21 protein-coding genes and 1 tRNA gene are annotated in these 17,460 nt (G+C 67.6%); 12 read left to right on the top strand and 10 right to left on the bottom strand.

Annotation, left to right across the window (positions count from 1 at the left end):
• Positions 1-265: 265 nt before the first annotated feature.
• On the bottom strand, positions 266-1,534 hold the full coding sequence (locus tag G3T14_RS24770) for a DUF5666 domain-containing protein (protein ID WP_204262978.1): 1,269 nt from the start codon (positions 1,532-1,534) through the stop codon (positions 266-268).
• A gap of 8 nt (positions 1,535-1,542) precedes the next feature.
• Positions 1,543-2,379 carry a DUF6502 family protein gene (locus G3T14_RS20955; RefSeq protein WP_163644473.1) on the bottom strand — a complete coding sequence of 279 codons (837 nt, stop codon included), beginning with the start codon at positions 2,377-2,379 and terminating at the stop codon, positions 1,543-1,545.
• A 140-nt stretch (positions 2,380-2,519) separates the two neighbouring features.
• Between G3T14_RS20955 and G3T14_RS20950 the strand changes: the two genes are divergently transcribed.
• From G3T14_RS20950 to phoB, 10 genes are all read left to right on the top strand, one after another.
• Positions 2,520-2,780 (top strand): hypothetical protein, encoded by a 261-nt coding sequence (locus tag G3T14_RS20950; protein WP_163644472.1) that lies wholly within the window; start codon positions 2,520-2,522, stop codon positions 2,778-2,780.
• Positions 2,781-2,785: 5 nt separating this feature from the next.
• Positions 2,786-2,917, top strand: a complete 132-nt coding sequence (locus G3T14_RS25460; RefSeq protein ID WP_281409841.1) for a hypothetical protein — start codon at positions 2,786-2,788, stop codon at positions 2,915-2,917.
• 113 nt (positions 2,918-3,030) lie between these two features.
• On the top strand, positions 3,031-3,723 hold the full coding sequence (locus G3T14_RS20945; protein WP_163644474.1) for an outer membrane beta-barrel protein: 693 nt from the start codon (positions 3,031-3,033) through the stop codon (positions 3,721-3,723).
• Between the two features lie 286 nt (positions 3,724-4,009).
• Positions 4,010-4,612 carry a hypothetical protein gene (locus G3T14_RS20940; RefSeq protein ID WP_163644471.1) on the top strand — a complete coding sequence of 201 codons (603 nt, stop codon included), beginning with the start codon at positions 4,010-4,012 and terminating at the stop codon, positions 4,610-4,612.
• Positions 4,613-4,863: 251 nt separating this feature from the next.
• Positions 4,864-5,901, top strand: a complete 1,038-nt coding sequence (pstS, locus tag G3T14_RS20935) for a phosphate ABC transporter substrate-binding protein PstS (RefSeq protein WP_163644470.1) — start codon at positions 4,864-4,866, stop codon at positions 5,899-5,901.
• A gap of 141 nt (positions 5,902-6,042) precedes the next feature.
• Positions 6,043-7,017 (top strand): phosphate ABC transporter permease subunit PstC, encoded by a 975-nt coding sequence (pstC, locus tag G3T14_RS20930; protein WP_163644469.1) that lies wholly within the window; start codon positions 6,043-6,045, stop codon positions 7,015-7,017.
• A gap of 19 nt (positions 7,018-7,036) precedes the next feature.
• Positions 7,037-7,933 carry a phosphate ABC transporter permease PstA gene (gene pstA, locus G3T14_RS20925; RefSeq protein ID WP_163644468.1) on the top strand — a complete coding sequence of 299 codons (897 nt, stop codon included), beginning with the start codon at positions 7,037-7,039 and terminating at the stop codon, positions 7,931-7,933.
• A gap of 47 nt (positions 7,934-7,980) precedes the next feature.
• Positions 7,981-8,799: a phosphate ABC transporter ATP-binding protein PstB gene (pstB, locus tag G3T14_RS20920; RefSeq protein WP_163644467.1), complete on the top strand. Its 819-nt coding sequence runs from the start codon at positions 7,981-7,983 to the stop codon at positions 8,797-8,799.
• Between the two features lie 151 nt (positions 8,800-8,950).
• Entirely contained in the window at positions 8,951-9,670 is a 720-nt protein-coding gene (gene phoU, locus G3T14_RS20915; RefSeq protein WP_163644466.1) for a phosphate signaling complex protein PhoU, read from the top strand.
• Between the two features lie 26 nt (positions 9,671-9,696).
• Positions 9,697-10,401 carry a phosphate regulon transcriptional regulator PhoB gene (phoB, locus tag G3T14_RS20910; RefSeq protein ID WP_163644465.1) on the top strand — a complete coding sequence of 235 codons (705 nt, stop codon included), beginning with the start codon at positions 9,697-9,699 and terminating at the stop codon, positions 10,399-10,401.
• Positions 10,402-10,570: 169 nt separating this feature from the next.
• Here the strand turns inward: phoB and G3T14_RS20905 are convergent, their stop codons facing one another.
• Both G3T14_RS20905 and G3T14_RS20900 read right to left on the bottom strand, forming a co-directional pair.
• Positions 10,571-11,188, bottom strand: a complete 618-nt coding sequence (locus G3T14_RS20905) for a DUF938 domain-containing protein (protein ID WP_163644464.1) — start codon at positions 11,186-11,188, stop codon at positions 10,571-10,573.
• A gap of 217 nt (positions 11,189-11,405) precedes the next feature.
• On the bottom strand, positions 11,406-11,744 hold the full coding sequence (locus G3T14_RS20900) for a hypothetical protein (protein ID WP_163644463.1): 339 nt from the start codon (positions 11,742-11,744) through the stop codon (positions 11,406-11,408).
• 359 nt (positions 11,745-12,103) lie between these two features.
• On the opposite strand from G3T14_RS20900, the gene G3T14_RS20895 reads away from it, so the two are divergent.
• Positions 12,104-13,183: a DUF2778 domain-containing protein gene (locus tag G3T14_RS20895; RefSeq protein ID WP_246733466.1), complete on the top strand. Its 1,080-nt coding sequence runs from the start codon at positions 12,104-12,106 to the stop codon at positions 13,181-13,183.
• 82 nt (positions 13,184-13,265) lie between these two features.
• On the opposite strand, the gene G3T14_RS20890 is transcribed toward G3T14_RS20895, so the two are convergent.
• Positions 13,266-14,045: a lytic transglycosylase domain-containing protein gene (locus G3T14_RS20890; RefSeq protein ID WP_246733468.1), complete on the bottom strand. Its 780-nt coding sequence runs from the start codon at positions 14,043-14,045 to the stop codon at positions 13,266-13,268.
• A 633-nt stretch (positions 14,046-14,678) separates the two neighbouring features.
• Between G3T14_RS20890 and G3T14_RS20885 the strand changes: the two genes are divergently transcribed.
• Positions 14,679-14,754, top strand: a tRNA-Ile gene (locus G3T14_RS20885).
• Between the two features lie 3 nt (positions 14,755-14,757).
• Here the strand turns inward: G3T14_RS20885 and G3T14_RS25150 are convergent.
• The 5 genes from G3T14_RS25150 to G3T14_RS20865 form a co-directional block, all read right to left on the bottom strand.
• A complete protein-coding gene (locus G3T14_RS25150) occupies positions 14,758-15,444 on the bottom strand; it encodes a site-specific integrase (protein WP_348645317.1) in 687 nt (228 codons plus the stop codon).
• Between the two features lie 54 nt (positions 15,445-15,498).
• Positions 15,499-16,011 (bottom strand): hypothetical protein, encoded by a 513-nt coding sequence (locus tag G3T14_RS25145; protein WP_246733465.1) that lies wholly within the window; start codon positions 16,009-16,011, stop codon positions 15,499-15,501.
• A gap of 220 nt (positions 16,012-16,231) precedes the next feature.
• Complete coding sequence (locus G3T14_RS20875; RefSeq protein ID WP_163644460.1) at positions 16,232-16,465, bottom strand: hypothetical protein; 234 nt, start codon at positions 16,463-16,465, stop codon at positions 16,232-16,234.
• Entirely contained in the window at positions 16,462-16,794 is a 333-nt protein-coding gene (locus G3T14_RS20870; RefSeq protein ID WP_163644459.1) for a hypothetical protein, read from the bottom strand. Before G3T14_RS20870 ends, G3T14_RS20875 begins: the two co-directional genes overlap by 4 nt.
• On the bottom strand, positions 16,791-17,288 hold the full coding sequence (locus G3T14_RS20865) for a hypothetical protein (protein WP_163644457.1): 498 nt from the start codon (positions 17,286-17,288) through the stop codon (positions 16,791-16,793). The genes G3T14_RS20870 and G3T14_RS20865 overlap by 4 nt, the downstream gene beginning before the upstream one ends.
• Between the last annotated feature and the right edge of the window lie 172 nt (positions 17,289-17,460).

Here is a 17,460-nt window from a genome sequence, read left to right as displayed (position 1 = left end):
TTCGAGAAACGCAGCGCTACCCAAACCGCTCTCCACTAAACCGAAGCAAGTCCAGGGTGCCCCGGCGGTATGCTCGGCGCAGAGCGCAGGTCCCGGCAGCGCGGGCAGGACCGGCGACAGGGTACCCAGGAAGGCATGGAGCCATAGCGCGTAAAGCGCGACCAATCCGATGATCGCGCGACCCTGAACCGACCGTGACGGGCGCCTGCGCATCACCGCTCTTACGGCTCCGCTTGCGCGCCGGTCAACAGGGTTCGGACCCGGCTCAGCGGCGTCCGAATCCCCCCGGGCCGCCTGGTCCACCCGCGCCACCGGGACCACCGAAGCCTCCCGGGGGGGCGAGACCGCCGGGCGCAGCGCCGCCCGGTCCGCCGAAGCCGCCCGGCCCCGCGCCCCTGCCACCTCCGGGGCCCGCCCCACCGCCCGGACCGCGGCCGTCGCCGAAGCCGCCGGGCCGATCGCCCGGTGCTGTCCGCGTGTCGATGTCGAGGCCGCGCGGTCCCATGGACCGGCCGGGAGCGTCCTGGCCGCCGCCGGGCATCCGGTCGCCCGGAATCGACCGGTCGCGGCCACCGTCGGTCGGCCGGCTTCGAGTGTCCGGCGCGATCCGATCCTCGATCCTCAGGCGCTCGACGGTGAGGCGGCCGTCACGGGCGATCTCGGTGCTGATCACCGCATGGACGCTGCCCCGGCGCGGCAATCCGGCATCGGGCGCGCCCGACACCCGCAGGCCCGACCCGAGATCAAGGGCGCTGCCCCTGCGCCCGACATAGGCCTCGATGGAAACCCGCTTGAGGCCCGGAACGAACAGCGCACGGGCATCCTCCGCATGGGCGACCTGGAAGCCCGCATCGGTGGGCTCGCCGGTGACCACCGCCCGCCCGCCGATACGCGCCGCTTCGATGCCCGCGAGGCGTAGGCCGCCGATCATCGGCGTGCCGCCGGCATCGCGCCGCACCGGACCCGCGACGCGGGCCGGACCGGTGGTGCGGGCCTCGATCAGGCTCGCCACGACGACCCCGTCGGGTCGGCGCAGGCCGCTCACCGCGACCCGGTCGCCGACAGCCCAGCGCCCCGGGTTGAGGCCCGCCATCGCCACGCGCTGGCCCAACACCGTGAGGCCGCCGGGCCTGACCGCCTCGACGGGGCCGACGACCTCGCTCGTCACGTCGATGCGGCGGGTGCTGAGGCCCGCCTCCGGTCCGAGCGCGACCACCCGCACCACGTGGCCGATCTTCAGGTCCGAGACCTTGGCCGGGGCGCCGTCGATATGGACCGCCACGTCCTGCGGGTAGGCGATGCGCAGGTCGTTGACCACGATGGAGCCGAAGCGGCGGATGGTGCCGATGACCCCGGTGCCGCCGATGCCGCGGTCTCCTTCGGTCTCCGGTCCGTCCGTCGGTCGCGCACCGGTGCCGCCGATGCCCTGGTCGCGCGGCGGCGTATCGGGCGCCGCCCGGCCGCGGCCCGGCAGCAGCGCCAACGGCAAAGCCGCGAACCAGCCCAGTATCTCGCGGCGGCTGCGACGGCGCATCGGGCCGCTCACGCCTTGGCCGCCGGCACCGGGGGCGTATCCTCGGCGTAGATGTAGACGCCGAAGTTCCAGCGATACGGCCCGCCGGGATCGGTCTCGCAGGCGGCATGCGCCTCGCGGTTGGCCTGCTGCAGGGCCTCCATGGCGATCTCGCGGGCGCGCGCTTCGAGGCGCTCGGCGAGCTCGCGCGACAGCCCGTCGTAATGCACCGCCCGTTCGAGGAAGCGCGGCACCTCGCCCATGACGTTTGCGACGCTGGCGGCGATGTGGTCGTGCAGGTTGCGGCCGAAATAGTAGAGCTGCGGCTCGCCCCCACCCTTGGGCACGTAGGCGGCCTCCGCCAGGACCACGCGATCCTGCCCGTCGAGGATCGCGAGCCCGCGGTCGAGCCACTCGTCGAGGACCGCGCGGGGACGCAGATCGCGGGTCACCGAGGTCACCAGGGTCTCGAAGGAGGGCGCGTCGCCCTCCCCCAACCGCGGCAACGGCAGCGGCTCCCCGGCGGGGCCGGTGAATTTCGGGTCGGCGAGCCAGCGCGCGATGATCCGGCTGGTGCGCGAGACCACGGCCGGTACGGCACTGACCGGGGCGCCGGCGCCGCGCAGGCGCGCCACCTCCTTGCGGTGGATGCCGGTGAGCAGGCTCACGCGACTGTCGGTCTGGTCCTTGCCCGCCAATGCGAAATCGTATTCGGCGACATTCACATAGAGTTCGCGCAGGAGCGTCGTCAGCGCCGGAAAGGTGATGCCGCGCGCCACGAACAGGCGCACCAGCGGCCGCAGAAGGCGCGCCACGGGCGCATGCAGGCTTCCCCCTTCGGATGCGGTTTGGCTCGGCTCGGACATGGCGGCACCTTAGCCGGGGTCGCGTGGGATACAATCCCACATCGTGTGCTGGAGCACGTAGCCCGGTGGTTTTCCAATTGACGTGGGAAATTTACACACTTAATCAAATGGCGTGGTCAAATTTCCCACGGAGACGTTTCATGACCGAGTCGAAGGCCATCCTGGTCTGTCCGTCCTTGCCGCCCCTGCGGCTCGACCGGCCCTGGGCGCCGCACCTTCGCAGTCGGTCCGGTCTCACCACCCTGTCGCGCGGCCTCCTCGCTCTGGTCGCCCTCGCCCTGCCCGTTCTCGGACTTCGGCTCGCGGACAACGTTCGTTCGCCGCAGCCGGGAATGTTGCAGGCTGCCGTCATACCGGTCCCGCCCCCAGGCCGGATGGCGGCAGTACTTCTCGTGCGGTGAATGCGATGTCGCAACGGCACGCCCTGTCCCCGCTGGTCGACGCTCCTGTCCTCGCCGCGCCGACCCTCGTCCTCGACATCGCCATCTGCACGCTCCTGGCGGTGGCGACCGTCGGCCTGATGCTGCTCGCCCTCTAAGCGGGCGCGCCGCGTCCCAAGCGCGCGATCCCGCAAGACATAATTCGAGAGAGCCTATGTCCTTATCGTACAACGCTTCCACGCCTTTGACGGTGGCCCTTCTGTGCCTCGGCATGGCGATCGGCGCGGCCGACGCCGCCGACCTGCCGCGCCGGCAGGTCCCGCCTCCGATCCCGCTGCCGCCCGCCTTCACCTGGACCGGGTTCTATGCCGGCCTGAATGCCGGATACGGGTTCAACGACGGGCGCAAGACCTTCACCGATCCGACCTACGGCTCCGTCAGCCAGTCCGGTGGTCGCGGCGGCTTCGTCGGGGGCGGCCAACTCGGCTACAATTACCAATTCACGCCAGGGTCGGGCTTCGTTCTCGGCGTCGAGACCGATTTCCAGGGTACCGCGTTCGCAAAGGCCGATGCCGCCTATCTCGGAACGACGCCGTATTACAATGTCAGCCCGAGCCTCGACTGGTTCGGCACCGTGCGTGGCCGCGTCGGATACGCCTTCGACCGTGTGCTGATCTACGGCACCGGCGGTTTTGCTTATGGCGGCGGTTCGCAATCGGCCTATGCGTCGTCCTACCCGTACGCGCTCTCGAGCAGTGTCCGCACCGGCTACGCGGCGGGCGGCGGCTTCGAATACGCCTTTACCGAAAAACTCTCGGCCAAGATCGAAGCGCTCTACGTCAATCTCGGCAAGCGCGGCGGCGGAACTACTGTCTACGATGCCACCGTCCCGGCCTATTACGGCACCGGGACTGCCGAATCCGGTTTCGCCGTCGTGCGCGCCGGCATCAACTACCGGTTCTGACCCGACGATCTGCGGGCGCTTGCGGCGACGCGAGCCCCGCATGCCCCCGATGCGGAAGTTGTCCGATGCCCCTGTTCAGAACCGATCCGCGCCTGAGCCCGTCGATGCGCGTGCTGGGCGGCATGACCACTGCTTCTCACGGCAGAGGCTTGCTGTTTCGCCTCGCCAATACGGTCGCGTTTCTTGCGTCACTGAGGGGCGGACCAAGACGATGATCACCGGTTCTTAACCGTTACCCGGCATCGTTCGCTGAGTGGGAAATTATCCCACTTCGATGGAGCCTCCCATGTTGACCATATCCTCGAGTAGTACGGCGGTTCACACCTCGCCCAAGCAGCGCATCCTCGACACCATCGCGTCCCAGGTCAGCGCCGGAAAGATCAGCAGCACCGACCAGACCGCACTGACCAGTGCCGTCGACGACATCGACAGCAGCCTGACCAGCGGCGCGTCGTCCGGTTCGTCCAGCACCAAACGTCTCGCCCCGTCGGACCTGAAAAGCCGAATCGACGATCTCATCGGCAACGAGGTCTCCAACGGCACTCTGACGAGCGATCAGGCCACGACGCTGAAGTCGGTTTTCGCCCAAGGCGGCAAGGGTTCTGGTCAGGGTGGGGGCGGCGGCGTCGGCGGACCCGGTGGTCCCCCGCCCGGCCCGCCGCCATCCGGCCAGGGCTCGGATGACGCATCGTCGGATGATTCGACGTCGTCCACCGATGCCTCGGGCAGCGCCTCGACCACCTCGACCGCTACCAGCACGAGCGATCTGCTCGCGAGCTTCATCAAGCAGCTTCAGGCGACGCAGAGCCAGACGAGTTCCTACTCGGCCAGCGGCTCGAACGGCAGCAGCAGACTGACGAGCGCCATCCTCCTGAACTTCGAAGCCTGAGCGCCGGCCCGACCCCGCGGGCGAATCGCCCGAGGGGCGTCTCGTCGGGTGGCTGTCGAGGCGAGGTCGGGACCAACGAGCGGTGGATGGCGCCCCGGTTTGACCGGCCCCAGGCGCGCCAGCCGGTCAGTGTCATCGAACTGTCGCCGAACCGACATACCGCTGCGGCGCAGCACGGCGTATGGCGCAGCGCAGATCGAGCGCGCCCTGCCCGTCCCGGCGTTCGATGCCGCCCCCTCGGGAGACCGACCATGAAACTCTTCAATCTCGCCTTGGCCGCGAGCCTTGGCCTCGCCACGGTGAGCCAGGCCTTCGCCGCCGACATCACCGGCGCCGGCGCCACCTTCCCCTTCCCGGTCTATTCGAAGTGGGCCGAAGCCTACCGCAAGGATACCGGCACGGGCCTGAACTACCAGTCGATCGGTTCGGGCGGCGGCATCAAGCAGATCCAGGCCAAGACCGTCGATTTCGGTGCCACCGACGCACCGCTGAAGGGCCCTGCCCTCGAGAAGGACGGTTTCGTCCAGTTCCCCACCGTGATGGGCGGCGTCGTTCCCGTGGTGAACATCGCCGGCATCGAGCCGGGCAAGCTCAAGCTCACCGGTGAGATCGTCGCCGAGATCTACGCCGGCCGGATCACCAAGTGGTCCGATCCGAAGATCGCCAAGCTCAACGATGGCCTCAAGCTCCCCGACGCGACCATCACGCCGGTCTATCGCTCGGACGCTTCGGGCACGACGAACATCTTCACCACCTATCTCTCGCAGGTCTCCGAGCCCTGGAAGAAGGAATTCGGTGCGGCCACCACGGTGAGCTGGCCGGCCGGCCAGGGCGGCAAGGGCAACGAGGGCGTGACCGCCACCGTCAAGCAGGTCCCCAACGCCATCGGTTACGTCGAGTCGGCCTACGCCAAGCAGAACAAGCTCAGCCACGCCCTGCTCCAGAACAAGGCCGGCAAGTTCCCGCAGCCCGACGACAAGGCGTTCCAGGCCGCCGCCGCCAGCGCCGACTGGAAGTCCGCGCCCGGCTTCGGCATCACGCTCACCGACCAGGCCGGCGAGAACGCCTGGCCGATCACCGCCGCGACCTTCATCCTCGTCTACAAGGACCCGGTCGATCCGGCCAAGTCCGCCGATGTGCTCAAGTTCTTCGATTGGGCCTACAAGAACGGCGACAAGCTCGCCACCGACCTCGACTACGTGCCGCTGCCCGACAACGTCGTCGGCCTGATCCACGACGCGTGGAAGGACATCAAGGGCAAGGACGGCAAGCCGATCTTCAACATGTAAGGCATCCGCCTTTCGCGGATCAGGAACCAACGGGCCCGGCGGATCGACGCCGGGCTCGGCATGTGGATGCGATCGGTCGGTCTACTCGCGTCGGGGACCGCTGCGCTGTACGACGCCGCATTGGAAGAGAAGACCCATCGGATGGCCGCCTTGACTGAAAAGATCGCCCTGACGCGCACGGCCGCACCGGCCCGCAGGAAGCCCGGCGGCCTCGGCGACCAGATCTTTCGCGCGGCCTCCTACGCGTCCGCCCTCCTCGTCCTCATCGTGCTCTTCGGCATCCTGGCCTCCATCGCGTATGGCGGCTGGCCGGCTTTCGCCGAGTTCGGCCCCGGCTTCATCACGTCGAGCGCCTGGAACATCGGCCAGGAGCAGTACGGCGCCTTCGTCGCCATCATCGGCACCTTGGCCTCCGCGTTTCTGGCGCTCCTCATCGGCGTGCCGCTCTCGCTCGGCATCGCGGTCTACCTGACCCAGCTCTGCCCCGGCTGGGCCCGCAAGCCCGTCTCGATGACCATCGAGCTCCTCGCCTCGGTGCCGAGCATCATCTACGGCATGTGGGGCCTGTTCATCTTCGCGCCGTTGTTCGCCCGCTTCGTGCAGGTGCCGGTCTCGAACGTGGTCGAAGGCCTGCCCATCGTCGGCACGCTGTTCTACGCCCGCGTACCCTCCGGCGTCGGCATCCTGACCGCCGGCATCATCCTCGCCATCATGATCGTGCCCTTCGTGGCCTCGATCACCCGCGACATGCTCGACCAGATTCCCACCGTGCTGCGCGAGAGCGCCTACGGGATCGGCTGCACCACCTGGGAGGTGGTGCGCCACGTCCTCGTGCCGCAGGCCTCGGTCTCGATCATCGGTGCGATCATGCTCGGCCTCGGCCGCGCCCTCGGCGAGACCATGGCGGTCACCTTCGTCATCGGAAACGCCAACCGCCTCTCGGCCTCCGTGTTCGATCCGGGTTCGACCATCGCCTCGCGCATCGCCAACGAATTCAACGAAGCCGACGGCATGCAGCTGCACTCCCTGATGGCGCTCGGCTGCATCCTATTCGTGATCACCTTCATCGTCCTGATCATCGCCCGCCTGCTCGTCCGGCGCACGAAGGTCGCCTGAGCTCAGGGAACCGAAGACCATGGACGCTCAAAACACCGTCGCCGCACCAGCGGCTCCCCCGCTGAAGGCGAGCCGGGTCCGCTCCGGACGCCGGATCGCCGACCGCGTGCTCATTCTGGCGAGCACGCTCGCCACGCTCGTCGGCATCCTCGTGCTCGGCTCGATCCTGATGATGCTCATCGTCGAGGGCGTGAAGGGCTTCTCGCCGCTGCTCTTCACCGAGCCGACACCGGGCCCCGGCTCCGAGGGCGGCGGCATCGCCAACGCGATCCTCGGCAGCCTCGTGCTGACCTTCCTCGGCATCCTGGTCGCGACGCCCGTGGGCGTCATGGCCGGCACGTTTCTCGCCGAGTACGGCCGCAACTCGAAGATCGCCGACGTGATCCGCTTCCTCAACGACATCCTGCTCTCGGCGCCCTCGATCCTGATCGGCCTGTTCGTCTACACCCTCATGGTCAAGCCGATGGGCAGCTATTCGGGCTGGGCCGGTGCCGTGGCGTTGGCGATCATCGCCACCCCGGTCATCGTGCGCACCACCGAAGACATGCTGCGCCTGGTGCCCGCCACCCTTCGCGAGGCCGGCGCGGCTCTGGGCGCACCGCCTTCGAAGGTCATCACGGCCATCACCTGGCGTGGGGCGAGCGCCGGCATCGTCACCGGCATCATCCTGGCGCTTGCTCGCATCGCCGGCGAGACCGCGCCGCTGCTGTTCACGGCGCTCAACAACAACAGCTGGTTCTCGCCCAACCTCATGGGTGGCATCCCGAACCTGCCGGTGATGATCTACCAGTTCGCGCTCTCGCCCTATTCGAACTGGCAGCAGCTCGCCTGGGCCGGTGCGCTCCTCATCACCGTCACGATCCTCGCCCTGTCGATCGTGGCCCGCTTCGTCATCAAGAGCGAGCGGGCGCGCTAAGCGCGCCCCGCTCTCCCCCTCCCTTTCGATCGAAGGACGCACCACAGATGAACGCCGCCCCCGCGATCACGTCCGCACCACTGCAGAGCCGCCATAAGGCGGACGAGTCCTCCCCGATCCGCATCGCCGTCAAGGATCTGAACTTCTATTACGGCAGCTTCCACGGCCTGAAGGCGGTCAACCTCAACTTCCACGATCGGCAGGTGACGGCGCTGATCGGCCCGTCGGGCTGCGGGAAGTCGACCCTGCTGCGCACCTTCAACCGGATCTACAGCCTGTATCCGGAGCAGCGTGCGGAAGGCCAGATCCTGCTCGACGGCCAGAACGTTCTCGATGCCAAGGTCGATCTCAACGAGTTGCGCTCGCGGATCGGCATGGTGTTCCAGAAGCCGACGCCGTTCCCGATGTCGATCTACGACAACGTCGCTTTCGGCCTGCGCCTCTACGAGAAGCTGCCCAAGGCCGATCTCGACGTCCGCGTCGAGGAATCGTTGCGCAAGGCCGCCCTCTGGGACGAGGTGAAGGACAAGCTCAAGCAGTCCGGCATGGGTCTTTCGGGCGGCCAGCAGCAGCGCCTGTGCATCGCCCGCACGGTGGCCCAGCGCCCCGAGGTGATCCTGTTCGACGAACCGACCTCGGCGCTCGACCCGATCTCCACCGGCAAGATCGAGGAACTCATCGAGCAGCTGCGCTCGGAGTTCACCATCGTCATCGTCACGCACAACATGCAGCAGGCTGCGCGCATCTCGCAGTTCACCGCGTTCATGTATCTCGGCGAGGTAGTGGAGTTCGGCCCCACCAATCGGATCTTCATGAACCCCGAGAAGCGCCAGACCCAGGATTACATCACCGGCCGCTTCGGCTGATACGGTTTCGAGCGGGGCGGATTCCGGGGTCGCCGATCGGGAATCGCCTGCCCCAACCCTCCCAACAGAGGTCGCCTCGCCGGATGCGGGGCGGCCTTCGCGCCCCGCGAGGGCCATCCCGCAAGGGCCATCCCGCTAGAGGATACCGGTCATGGGCGAGCATATCGTCAGTTCCTACGACACCGAACTCGAAGACCTGCGCCGGACCATCTCCGAGATGGGCGGCATCGCCGAGAAGATGATGGCCGAGGCGAGCCAGGCTCTGGTGCAGCGCGACCGGACCCTCGCCCTGGCGGTGATCGCGGCCGATACCCGCCTCGACGCCCTGCAGCATGAAATCGAGGAAAAGGCGGTGCTGCTGATCGCGCGCCGCCAGCCCATCGCCATCGATCTGCGCGAGACGATCTCGGCCATCCGCGTCTCGAACGATCTCGAGCGGATCGGCGACCTCGCCAAGAACGTCGCCAAGCGCGTGGTGGCGATCAGCGACGAGGTCCAGCCGCAGCAGATCGTCATCGGCGTCCAGCACATGAGCGATCTCGTGCAGGAGCAGCTCAAGGACGTGCTCGACGCCTACGCGACCCGGGACGTTAAATCGGCGCTCGACGTGTGGGAGCGGGACAGTGCGGTGGATGCGCTCTACAACTCGCTGTTCCGCGCGCTGCTGACCTACATGATGGAGGATCCGCGCAACATCTCGTTCTGCACGCATCTTCTGTTCTGCGCCAAGAACGTCGAGCGCATCGGCGACCACACCACCAACATCGCCGAGACGATCCACTACCTCGCCACCGGCCAGACCATCGACGGCGACCGTCCCAAGGACGACGCCTCGAACTATGCCACGGTCACTGCCCAAGCGAGCAACTGAGCTCGCACGTCACCTCCGAGTCGCCGATGAACACGCGTATCCTGATCGTCGAGGACGAAGAGGCGCTCACCACGCTCCTGCGTTACAACCTGGAAGCGGAAGGCTTCGTCGTCGACGCGGTGGCGCGCGGCGACGAAGCCGAGCTGCGCCTGCGCGAGCAGACACCCGATCTGGTGCTGCTCGACTGGATGCTGCCCGGCCTGTCGGGCATCGAGATCTGCCGGCGCATCCGCGCGCGCGCCGAGACCCATGCGCTCCCGGTGATCATGCTCACTGCGCGCGGCGAAGAGGTCGATCGCATCCGCGGACTCGGCACCGGCGCGGACGACTACATCGTCAAGCCGTTCTCGATCCCCGAACTTCTCGCCCGCGTCCGCGCCCTGTTGCGGCGCTCGAAGCCGACCCATATCGCCAATCAGCTCGTGGCCGGCGACATCGAGCTCGACCGCGAGACCCATCGCATCCGCCGCGGCGGCCGCGAGGTCCATCTCGGCCCCACCGAGTTCAAGCTGCTCGAATTCCTGATGCAGAGCCCCGGCCGCGTGTTCTCGCGCGAGCAGCTCCTCGACGGTGTCTGGGGTCACGACGTCTATATCGACGAGCGCACGGTGGACGTCCATGTCGGCCGCCTGCGCAAGGCGATCAACCGTCCGCGCCAGAGCGACCCGATCCGGACCGTGCGCGGCTCAGGCTATTCCTTCGACGAGACTTTCTACCTCGATGCCGGCTGACGCACCCGCCAGAGCGATGGGTGCGGCCTGACCGAGCCCTCTCAGATGGCCTTCGCCTGATCCGATCGACCGGGTCCCGGTTTCCATCATCCTTCGAGGCTGCGGGCACGGCACGTCGGGAGCAGGCCGTAGGCCGGCACCAGTCCGGTTCGAACGATCGATCCCAGGATCAGTCGCGGCGAAAAACGACGCTGAGGTTGTTGGCCGGCATCGCAACGATTTCCGCGAGCTGGAGGCCGTGGGTCCGCCCGGCCTCGGCGACCACTGCGATGTCGCGCAAGCCCCAGGCAGGGTCGCGCGCCCGCAGATCCGCGTCGAAATCCGCGTTGCTTTCCGAGGTCTGGCGTCCATCCTGCGTGAAGGCACCGTAGAGGTACAGGCAACCGCCCGCCGGGAGCACGCGCGCGGCCCCGGCCATCAGACCCCCGGTCGCCTGCCACGGCGCGATGTGGACCACATTGATGGCGACCACCGCGTCGGCATGGTCCACCGGCCAGTCCGCGGCCGCGGCATCGAGGGGCACCGGCGGCAGGATGTTCGCCAACCCCGCGCCCCGGGCATGGGCGACGATGCTGCGCAGGGCCGCGGGTTCCGCATCGCTCGGCTGCCAGGTTACCGCCGGCAGGCGTCGGGCGAAATGGACCGCATGCTCGCCCGAGCCGCTGCCGACCTCGAGGATTACGCCCGTGCGCGGCAGGATCCGCTGCAGGACGGCCAGGATGGCGTCGCGGTTGCGCGCCACTGCCGGTGCCACCAGCGCATCGCCATCCGTCTCCCATCCCAGCATCGCCCGGTCCTCGCTCCCGCCGCGCAGCGACGGCCCGGCCGCCCTATCACGATCCTGCTTCGATTGCTGCGCCGCCGCAGCGCATGGGACAGCCGGGCGCCTTTCGTGGCGTCGCGCTGGCGCTGCCGCGCACCGGGTCAGCGGGCGATGGCGGTGTGCGCGACGCGGTGGTTCGTGGCCAGGCTATCGTTGTCGATGCTGCTGGCGAAGCACGGCGTCATCGCAGCTTGACCGGGCGTCGGCTCACGATGCCGAAGCGCAAGACTGCCTGTTCGAGGTAGTCGATCGCATCGACGAGGCGAGTGCGTGCATCGGCGACCGCGTCGAGGGCGTCGCCGGGGAGCATTTCGGCCAGATTCACCGCCGCGATGAGCACCCGATCCCGCTCATGCTCGATCCGGCGATCGCGCTCGACCTGACCGCGCACCCTGGCGTCGAACGCCTCGATCACCGCCCAGGGCAGGTCGTCCTTGCTGACCGAGCCGGGAGACCCCATCGCCCGGCGGCGGCCGGACGCGGCCGCCTCCTTGATATCGTCCGCGAGCTTGGCATCCATCCTGACATTCCTGATGGCCACCGCCGGGTGGCCGAGAGCGAACGCGGTCCGCCGCCATGCCGTTTCAGAGGCCCGGCCCGCGCCAGCGTCGCATAAGGCACTGACCCTCACCGGTCTCTCGGTCCGGCATCGCGCCGGCTTTATCCAAGATTAACCAAATCAGCGCTCAATGAGAGTCGCTTAAGGTTGATTCTTCCTCAAAACGGCTGGCTCGTCCGCTCGGTGATCGCGGCTCGTGTGTACGAGCGGCGCGATCGCCGGAGGGCTCCCGTGCGGGGAACGCGTATCCGAGTACAGCCCGCATGAACCATCACGCGTATCGGTCAGACCGGATCAGGCGGCGTTCCGGCAAACGCCGATTGAACAGCATTCTGCTTGTGGCCGCCGCTTCCGGCCTCGGCTTTACCGCCTGGACCCACCTCTTCGGCACCGACGCCGCCCATCGGACCGCGCCAGTGAGCGTCGCTCAGGCGCTCACGCCGACGCGAACGGCCGCCGCCGACGCGACGGGCACATACGCCTGGATGCTGGACCCCAACCCGGCCTTGGGATCGGCCGCTCGCCTGCTCGGGCCGGAGGATCGGAACGATTCCGCGTTCCGGCTCGACGCCACGAACAGGGAGGCAGCCGCCCTCCCCCTTCCGTCGGTCCGCGAGCGCGTCCGTGTCGCTGCCTCCACGGTCCAGGCCACGGTGGAGTTCGTTCAGACCGCTCCGATCGCCGTTGCCGCTTCCGTTCCCTTGCCCGTCCCGCGGCCGCCCGAATTGCGCCGTCCGCGTCCTGTCGACGTGCAGCGTCTGGCGAGTCGGCCGGTGCTGCCACGGACGCAGACCGTGTTCCGGGCGGCGATCGGCGAGGAGCGCTCGTTCTTCGAGACGATCTTCGGCGTCACGCCCGGGAATACGCTGGCCTACGCCGCGGTGGACACCGGAGCGGTCGCGCCGTCGCCGCTGCGGCGGCTCAGCCCCGGCCCGGGCCCGTCGGCCGGAGCGATGACCGCGATCTACGATATCAGCGCGCGCACGGTCTATTTGCCGAACGGCGAGGCGATCGAGGCCCATTCCGGCCTCGGCGCCAGCATGGACGATCCGCGCCACGTCCATCTGTCGATGCGCGGGGCGACGCCGCCCGGCACCTACGACCTGACCGAACGCGAGCAGCTCTTCCACGGCGTTCGCGCCATCCGCCTCAACCCCGTCGGCGGCAGCGGCGCCATCCATGGCCGCGTCGGCCTGCTCGCCCACACCTACATGCTCGGAGCCAGCGGCGCCTCGAACGGATGCGTCTCGTTCAAGAACTACGACCGGTTCCTGCAGGCCTACCTGCGCGGCGAGATCCGCCGCCTCGTGGTCGTCGCCGGAAGCCTGCAGGACGGCCCGCCCGGAACGGGCAACCGACGTCTGGGCCTATCCGGCCGTCCGGGTGCCGTCGACGGATAATCGGCCTGGTCGCGCGGCGTTGCCGCCCCTCGACCAAGCCGGGACCCCTACCCGATCCGTCAGGACCGGGTAGGATTCGGCCTCACTCGCCGTCGATGCGCTTACCCAGCAAGGCGATCGCCTTCTGGTAGACCTGCGCGTCGTTCCAGCCCTGGATCGCCGCGAAGTTGGGCTCGCCCGGCTGGTAGCCGGCCCCTGCCCGCCAGCCATGGGCCTTGAGGAAGTTCGCCGTCGCGTTCAGCGCGTTGGGGGCGCTGTCGAGGCTTCCGCCGGTGCCGTAGTTGAGGACGTTCTTGGGCAGGAACTGGGTGTGGCCGACCTCGCCATGCGCGGCTCCGCGGGTACTCGCCGTCAGGATGCCCCGGTCGACCAGGGCCAGGGCGGCGTAGAGCTGATCGGTGAAGAAGGGCGAGCGGCGGCAATCATACGCGAGCGTCGCCACGGCCGACAGCGTGTTCACGTTCCCGCGCACGGCCCCGAAGCCGGTCTCCATCCCCCAGATGGCCAGGAGCGGGCCGGGCGGGACGCCGTAGCGCTGCTCGATGGAGGCGAACAAGGCCGCATCGGATTGCTTGAGCTTGCGTCCGCGCGCCACGATGGTGGTGCCGCCGCGCTTGGCGAGGAACTGATCGAGGGACAGGCGGAAGCTCTTCTGGCCGCGGTCGGCCGAGATGGTCGCCGTCGAATAGCTCGTCCCCATCAGGGCCTGCAGGCTGGCCGCACTCGCCCGGCCACGGGCCTCCGCCGAAAACTCCTGCTTCCAGTTCTCGAATCCACCGGCGGTGTTGCCGCACTGGGCGGCGTCGGCCGTACCGGTCATGCCGACACAGGCGGCAAAGCCGATGGCAATCCAGGACTTCATGTACCCGCTTTCGATCATCCAAAGCTCCTTAGGGACGGTATGTCAGGGGACCGTGGTTCTCGTCGAGCAACCTCAGCCGTTCAGGAAAGCAAGGCTACACTCTCGGGCCGAAGTCGAGCCCAACTGCGCCGGTTCCGCCGATAAGCTGCTCGTATGGTATCGCTTTGCCCACCACGTCCCCGCACCATCGACCGCACTCTGCGCCGGAAACCCGGGCACAGCACTCGGCCGCGGATGCAGGCGATAGTATGGCCGCGCGGCTGTCCCAAGGCGGCGCAGACGGGATCGGTCTTCGTCGCATTTGCCGCGAAAGCCGATCCGCAACGCCTGCTTGATCTGCGCGCAGGGCCGGACCTCGGACGGGGCAACGATCGAGACGACCAAGTCCGTCGGCGCTATTCCAGGTCGACGGGCGGCCTGCCGGATGAGGTGTGACGAGGGGCATCCGCGAAGCCGGGCCTGTCGGCGGGAGCCCGCCGCTGATTCCGGAGCGACTGAGGTCGTTCATCACCCACCAACCGCCCTCCTCCGACTTGTCGCCCGGCCGCATTCGCGGTAGGCGAATCCTGCGCATCCGTGGCCTGCCGGACGGCAGTTTTCCAGCGGGCGCGCAAAAAACCACAACCGTGGTTTGGGCCTGTAGCTCAATGGTTAGAGCCGACCGCTCATAACGGTCTGGTTGCAGGTTCGAGTCCTGCCGGGCCCACCAATTTCATCTACTTGATATCGTAGTATAAAACACGTCCAGGCGCTCTGGCGCGTCTGGGGTATAATTTGGCCTGACCAACGGTTTGACCAACGAAACCGGTTTTCGCCTCCGGTTTTTGAGGGCGTTCGCGGGTTCACCTTGGAAGTCAGGATGATGGCCGTAGACGCCTTCGTGCACTTTCACGGTCATCCCGAGAAAGCCGGCGGCTTTCCACAAATCGACGCCTTCCATCATCAGCCACGTCGCAGCGGTGTGTCGGAGCGTGTGAGGCGAAGCCGACTCGTCCAGTTCCGCAAGCTCCATGGCCGAGGCGAAGGCCGTCTTCACGGACGCGACGGGCTTGCCCTGCCACTCCACGACGTACTCGGGCATTCTCTCCTCCGGCGGCCCCTTGCCGGGCCGTGGCGTCCGCTGCCAGCGCCGCATATGCGCGACGATGTGATCGGGGAGCCGGACGACGGGCTGCCGCTTGTTGGTTTTCCGCTTCCCTTCGGCCAGCCGGTGAAAACGACCCGCGTCGAGGTCAACGAAGGATCGGCCTGCGCCCTGCTTCCATGAGGCCGATGCGATCGCGCCGGCTCGGGTTCCTGTGTAGAGCCCCAGGAGGATGAACCGAGCGAGGTGCCGTAGCGGGTATTTGCCCGTAGGCATCTTCTTGCCCTTGTCCGGCCCGCGATGGCGCAACTGCACCTCGCGGTATCGCCAGCACGTCCAGAGCAGCTTGGCGGCTTCGGCTCGGGTGAGTCACCGGATGCGGGCCTCGACCCTCTCCGGCAGGACGACTCGGACGCTTCCCCGATGCAGGCCCTCGGCGTTGTGGTAGCCAATTGCCGATAGAAGATCTTCTAGGTCGCGGCGCGCACCGCCGGGCCTACCGCGTGCTGCGACGTAAGCCCGGCAAGTCTCTCCGGTGATCTCGGAGAGCGTCATCTTGCCGAAGAACTTCGTAAGGCGTCGAATGCGACCCTTGAAGCGGACCAAGCTGCCCTGGCGCGCGGCGGTGTCTTCGACATAGATCGACATCACGTCCGCCACGTTTATCTCCTCGATGTCCTTGAGGCGCCGCTTCGGCTGGTATTTCTCGGCAATGTGCTCAGCGAGCCGCTGCTCAGCCGATCCAACTTCATCAGCAGCGCATCCTGTGGCGAAATGCTTTCCGCCATCGAGGATGATCCACGCGGCGGCGGAGACGATCTTCCCTCCGCGAACTCGCTCGGGCCGGAGCCAAAGGCGGGCTCGCTTCCTCGGACGCGGCATCGTTCTCTCATCTCTGCAATGGCGGCCAAGGTCGTATGATCCTCGCCGGCAATCCGTTCGATCATCAGGCAACGGCCTCGAGCTTCGCCTTGATGACCAGGGCGAGCGCCCGCCAGCGGGATCGGCAGGCCTGTTCCCAAGCCTCATGGGCGGCAGCGGCGGCGCGAGCTTGCCGGCGCGCTTCGGTATCCTCGACGGATTAGAAGCCGTCCGCCTGGGCTTAAGAAGGCTCGTTCGGGCCGACCTCCATCCACACGTCGAGCCACAGATCGGTGTGGTCCGTGGACAAGCCCTCCACCTCGCGGGAGAGTATGTGCCGGTTCTGTCGGCGCATCAGCTTCTTGATCTCGGCCAGTCGCTTCCGGGCATGGCACCAGCGGTCGCCCACCTTCATTCCCAAGCCGAACACGATGACCTGTGACAGGACGATGAGGGTGATCTGGTTCAGCGTCATGGCAACATGTCCTCGATCCAAGGGGCGTTTGCGATGCCCATCGTGCGGTTCAGCTCGGCGTCGATCATGAGCGAGGCCATGATCTCTTCAACCGGCTTCCGCTTCTCCAGCCACCTGGTGACCAGGTCCGAGGCTTCGCCATGGGCCGCGGTGATACGGTGGCAGTCGTCCTGCTGGAAGTAGAGCAGCGGCTGCTCGGACCCGTGGCGTAGGCGCAGGACCTCGTAGTGGGCTGCCGGGTGTCGTGGCTCGATCTTGTAGCCCTGGCTCACGACGTACCGCTTGAAGGTCTTGAGCTTGGACTGGTGAAGGCGCTCGTCGTGGATCATCGTTCGGTCTCCCACCAGAGCCGATCGCCGACGACCCAGCGCAGGCCTTTCAAATCCGTGATCCGCCGCGTCTGCGACTTCCGACCGTCAAGCAGGGCGCGCACCATCGGCCCGCTGAAGGTGATGGGTCTATCCGTCACGGCCTGGTCCCTCCCTGCGTCTGCGTGGAAGGGCGGGTTGAGGGGGGCTGGGGTTCGGCCGGCCAGCGCAGCAAGGGCGCGACCGATCAGTCCAGTCCCGGCAGGTGCGGCGGGCGCGTGTCCCTCGTCCTCAAGAAATCGGCGGATGATGTGCGAGACCAGCCGTTTGGCCTCGGCGGCCGACGCGGCGTCGCGATCCAGATTGTCGATCTCTGCGGCGATGCCGGGGCACTCGTCTGCTAGGGCCACCTGATCGGCGAGCCGCAGGCACCGGTGCTGGCGTCGGGCCAGGGCGAGACGCCCGGCGGAGAGGCCATCGAGGTCGAAGCTTGAGAGGTCGGACGGGTTCAGCATGACGGGGCAGCCTCCCGACCCATCTCGATCGTTGCCATAATGCGGTGGACGCTGGTCTTGCGGGTCGGGTCCGCCACTATCCGGCGGTAGGTTTCGAGGACGTCACGCCCGTCGGGCGTCACCTCGACCAGGGCCGGATCGGCGAACAGAATCGGAGAGACGTCGAGCGCCT

Origin of the sequence: Methylobacterium sp. BTF04, assembly GCF_010692745.1 — a bacterium.
GTDB lineage: Bacteria > Pseudomonadota > Alphaproteobacteria > Rhizobiales > Beijerinckiaceae > Methylobacterium.
This window is presented reverse-complemented; position numbering and strand designations above follow the sequence as displayed.

Excerpts from the sequence above, each read along its gene's own strand:
- G3T14_RS20875 (WP_163644460.1), bottom strand. The coding sequence starts at position 16,465 with ATGACGCTGAACCAGATCACCCTCATCGTCCTGTCACAGGTCATCGTG.
- G3T14_RS20890 (WP_246733468.1), bottom strand. The coding sequence starts at position 14,045 with ATGAAGTCCTGGATTGCCATCGGCTTTGCCGCCTGTGTCGGCATGACC.
- G3T14_RS25460 (WP_281409841.1), top strand. The coding sequence starts at position 2,786 with ATGTCGCAACGGCACGCCCTGTCCCCGCTGGTCGACGCTCCTGTCCTC.
- G3T14_RS20940 (WP_163644471.1), top strand. The coding sequence starts at position 4,010 with ATGTTGACCATATCCTCGAGTAGTACGGCGGTTCACACCTCGCCCAAG.
- G3T14_RS24770 (WP_204262978.1), bottom strand. The coding sequence starts at position 1,534 with ATGCGCCGTCGCAGCCGCCGCGAGATACTGGGCTGGTTCGCGGCTTTG.
- G3T14_RS20900 (WP_163644463.1), bottom strand. The coding sequence starts at position 11,744 with ATGGATGCCAAGCTCGCGGACGATATCAAGGAGGCGGCCGCGTCCGGC.
- pstC (WP_163644469.1), top strand. The coding sequence starts at position 6,043 with ATGGCCGCCTTGACTGAAAAGATCGCCCTGACGCGCACGGCCGCACCG.
- G3T14_RS20950 (WP_163644472.1), top strand. The coding sequence starts at position 2,520 with ATGACCGAGTCGAAGGCCATCCTGGTCTGTCCGTCCTTGCCGCCCCTG.
- pstS (WP_163644470.1), top strand. The coding sequence starts at position 4,864 with ATGAAACTCTTCAATCTCGCCTTGGCCGCGAGCCTTGGCCTCGCCACG.
- phoB (WP_163644465.1), top strand. The coding sequence starts at position 9,697 with ATGAACACGCGTATCCTGATCGTCGAGGACGAAGAGGCGCTCACCACG.
- G3T14_RS20870 (WP_163644459.1), bottom strand. The coding sequence starts at position 16,794 with ATGATCCACGACGAGCGCCTTCACCAGTCCAAGCTCAAGACCTTCAAG.
- G3T14_RS20955 (WP_163644473.1), bottom strand. The coding sequence starts at position 2,379 with ATGTCCGAGCCGAGCCAAACCGCATCCGAAGGGGGAAGCCTGCATGCG.
- pstB (WP_163644467.1), top strand. The coding sequence starts at position 7,981 with ATGAACGCCGCCCCCGCGATCACGTCCGCACCACTGCAGAGCCGCCAT.
- pstA (WP_163644468.1), top strand. The coding sequence starts at position 7,037 with ATGGACGCTCAAAACACCGTCGCCGCACCAGCGGCTCCCCCGCTGAAG.
- phoU (WP_163644466.1), top strand. The coding sequence starts at position 8,951 with ATGGGCGAGCATATCGTCAGTTCCTACGACACCGAACTCGAAGACCTG.
- G3T14_RS25145 (WP_246733465.1), bottom strand. The coding sequence starts at position 16,011 with ATGCCGCGTCCGAGGAAGCGAGCCCGCCTTTGGCTCCGGCCCGAGCGA.
- G3T14_RS20865 (WP_163644457.1), bottom strand. The coding sequence starts at position 17,288 with ATGCTGAACCCGTCCGACCTCTCAAGCTTCGACCTCGATGGCCTCTCC.
- G3T14_RS20905 (WP_163644464.1), bottom strand. The coding sequence starts at position 11,188 with ATGCTGGGATGGGAGACGGATGGCGATGCGCTGGTGGCACCGGCAGTG.
- G3T14_RS20945 (WP_163644474.1), top strand. The coding sequence starts at position 3,031 with ATGGCGATCGGCGCGGCCGACGCCGCCGACCTGCCGCGCCGGCAGGTC.